The 2,025-nt window shown below is 48.1% G+C and carries 2 protein-coding genes and 1 pseudogene; all 3 read left to right on the top strand.

All coding sequences use genetic code 11. The features are described from left to right. Positions 1-27 precede the first annotated feature (27 nt). Positions 28-681 carry a CoA transferase subunit B gene (locus tag WBV75_RS13005; RefSeq protein WP_424121016.1) on the top strand — a complete coding sequence of 218 codons (654 nt, stop codon included), beginning with the start codon at positions 28-30 and terminating at the stop codon, positions 679-681. A gap of 350 nt (positions 682-1,031) precedes the next feature. Next, positions 1,032-1,550 carry a GNAT family N-acetyltransferase gene (locus WBV75_RS13000; protein ID WP_424121015.1) on the top strand — a complete coding sequence of 173 codons (519 nt, stop codon included), beginning with the start codon at positions 1,032-1,034 and terminating at the stop codon, positions 1,548-1,550. A 34-nt stretch (positions 1,551-1,584) separates the two neighbouring features. Beyond that, positions 1,585-2,025, top strand: a pseudogene (locus WBV75_RS12995) (serine hydrolase domain-containing protein); the annotation flags it as partial.

Below are 2,025 nucleotides of genomic sequence, written 5' to 3'. Positions count from 1 at the left end.
ACAACGAACCGTACGAAGCAAATAAGCATGCTGGATAAACAGGGAATCGCAAAGCGAATTGCAAGGGAAGTAAAGGATGGATTTTACGTCAATCTCGGGATTGGGATCCCGACTCTGGTGGCCAATTATGTAAGGGACGACATACAGGTGGAATTTCAGAGTGAGAATGGCGTTTTGGGGATGGGACCTTTTCCCTTTGAAGGCGAAGAAGACCCGGATATTATCAATGCCGGGAAACAAACGATTACGACCCTTCCCGGGGCTTCGTTTTTTGATTCTGCAACCAGTTTTGCCATGATCCGTGGGCAACACGTAGACCTTACGATCCTCGGAGCCATGGAGGTGGCGGATAATGGGGATATCGCGAATTGGAAAATTCCGGGAAAAATGGTTAAAGGTATGGGGGGAGCTATGGATCTTGTGGCTTCCGCTGATAACATCATTGTCGCCATGATGCATACCAACAAGGCGGGGGAGTCAAAACTGCTGGAGTCCTGTACCCTACCCCTTACAGGGGTGGAATGCGTGCGGAAAATTGTCACCAACCTGGCCGTACTCGAAGTAACGGAAAAAGGATTTTTACTTTTGGAGCGCGCGCCAGGGGTAAGTGTGGAAGAGATCCGGAGCGCCACAAAAGGCCGGCTGGTCGTGCCGGGAGAAGTGCCTGAAATGCCGGTTTAAAAACCGGGTCTTTTCAGTCAAAAACCGACGTTTTACTACAACTTACCGACAGTTCACAACATTTGTGGAAATTCATCGTTCTAGGGGCGTATTTTCATTGTGAAATACAGTCAGAACCCCAAATTAATTTAACCCCAGTGCTATGGATACCCAATTGAATCAAGTTTCCGAGCAGGAAGAGATCCAGGTTTATCGCAATGACTTCATAAGCGGAATTCTCCACCTGACCCGAAAATTATTTATGTTGTAGCAACCTGCGAAACGTAAAGAAAAAGCCCCCGGCCCCTGGCCCGGGGGCTTTTTTTGTGGTCTGTTCCCGGATATCGTCAGCAATTTATACCTTGGTCTTTATGAATGCTGTGGAACTCATACCCATTGATATCAGGGATTTGCACGATCTGCAACGGATCGGGATCGAAGCCTTTACCGAATCCTTTGCCAGTGCTAACAATCCGGAAGATTTTAAAAAATATTTGGAGGCGGCCTTTGATTTGAAGACCCTCCGTGGGGAGCTCCTCAATCCCGAAAGCCGCTTTTTTTTCCTTTGCGAAGGGGGAATACGCGTGGGATATTCCAAAATTAATACGGGAAATGCACAAACGGAACTTCAGGAACCAGCGGGTATGGAAATAGAGCGTATCTACGTGTTGAAGGCTCACCAGGGGAAAGGCCTGGGGGCATGGATGCTAAAGCGTTTTCAAACCATGGCCATGGCGGAAGGGAAATCCTATCTGTGGTTGGGGGTATGGGAAGAGAACCATGCGGCCATTCGGTTTTACAAACAACATGGATTCGTTACATTTGACAAACATCCCTATTATGTGGGATCAGACCGGCAGATGGACTGGATGATGCGCCTTGAATTGTAATTGAATTTATTAACCCCCCCTAACACAGAATCATATGCATAAGAAATTTTGCCTGCTCGCCATAAGTGTTTTCGCATTTTTTACCGTCTATGCCCAGGAAGGACTTTATTTTCCTGAGCCTGCAGCAGAATGGGCTACAAAGAAACCGGCGGATTTCGGCATGGACACATCGGAATTGCAACGCGCTGTCTCATTCGCAGAATCCCATGAATACAGTGGTCCGAAGGATTTAAGACTGGCGATCCTCAAGGGTTTTGAGCGGGAGCCTTATCACGAGGTGCTCGGGCCGGTAAAACCCAGGGGTGGGCCCGCAGGAATGATCTTAAAAAAGGGATATGTCGTGGCTTCCTGGGGAGATACCAAACGCGTCGATATGACCTTCAGCGTCACAAAGAGTTTTTTGTCTACCGTGGCAGGACTGGCCAGAGATCGCGGACTTATGGGTTCTGAGAAAGATCTGGTGTCTGACTATATC

The organism is Robiginitalea sp., from assembly GCF_049588695.1.
Classification (GTDB): Bacteria; Bacteroidota; Bacteroidia; order Flavobacteriales; family Flavobacteriaceae; genus Robiginitalea.
This window is presented reverse-complemented; position numbering and strand designations above follow the sequence as displayed.

What these genes read in the sequence shown, in the direction of transcription:
- WBV75_RS13000 (WP_424121015.1), top strand. Translation starts at nt 1,032, where the DNA reads ATGAATGCTGTGGAACTCATACCCATTGATATCAGGGATTTGCACGAT.
- WBV75_RS13005 (WP_424121016.1), top strand. Translation starts at nt 28, where the DNA reads ATGCTGGATAAACAGGGAATCGCAAAGCGAATTGCAAGGGAAGTAAAG.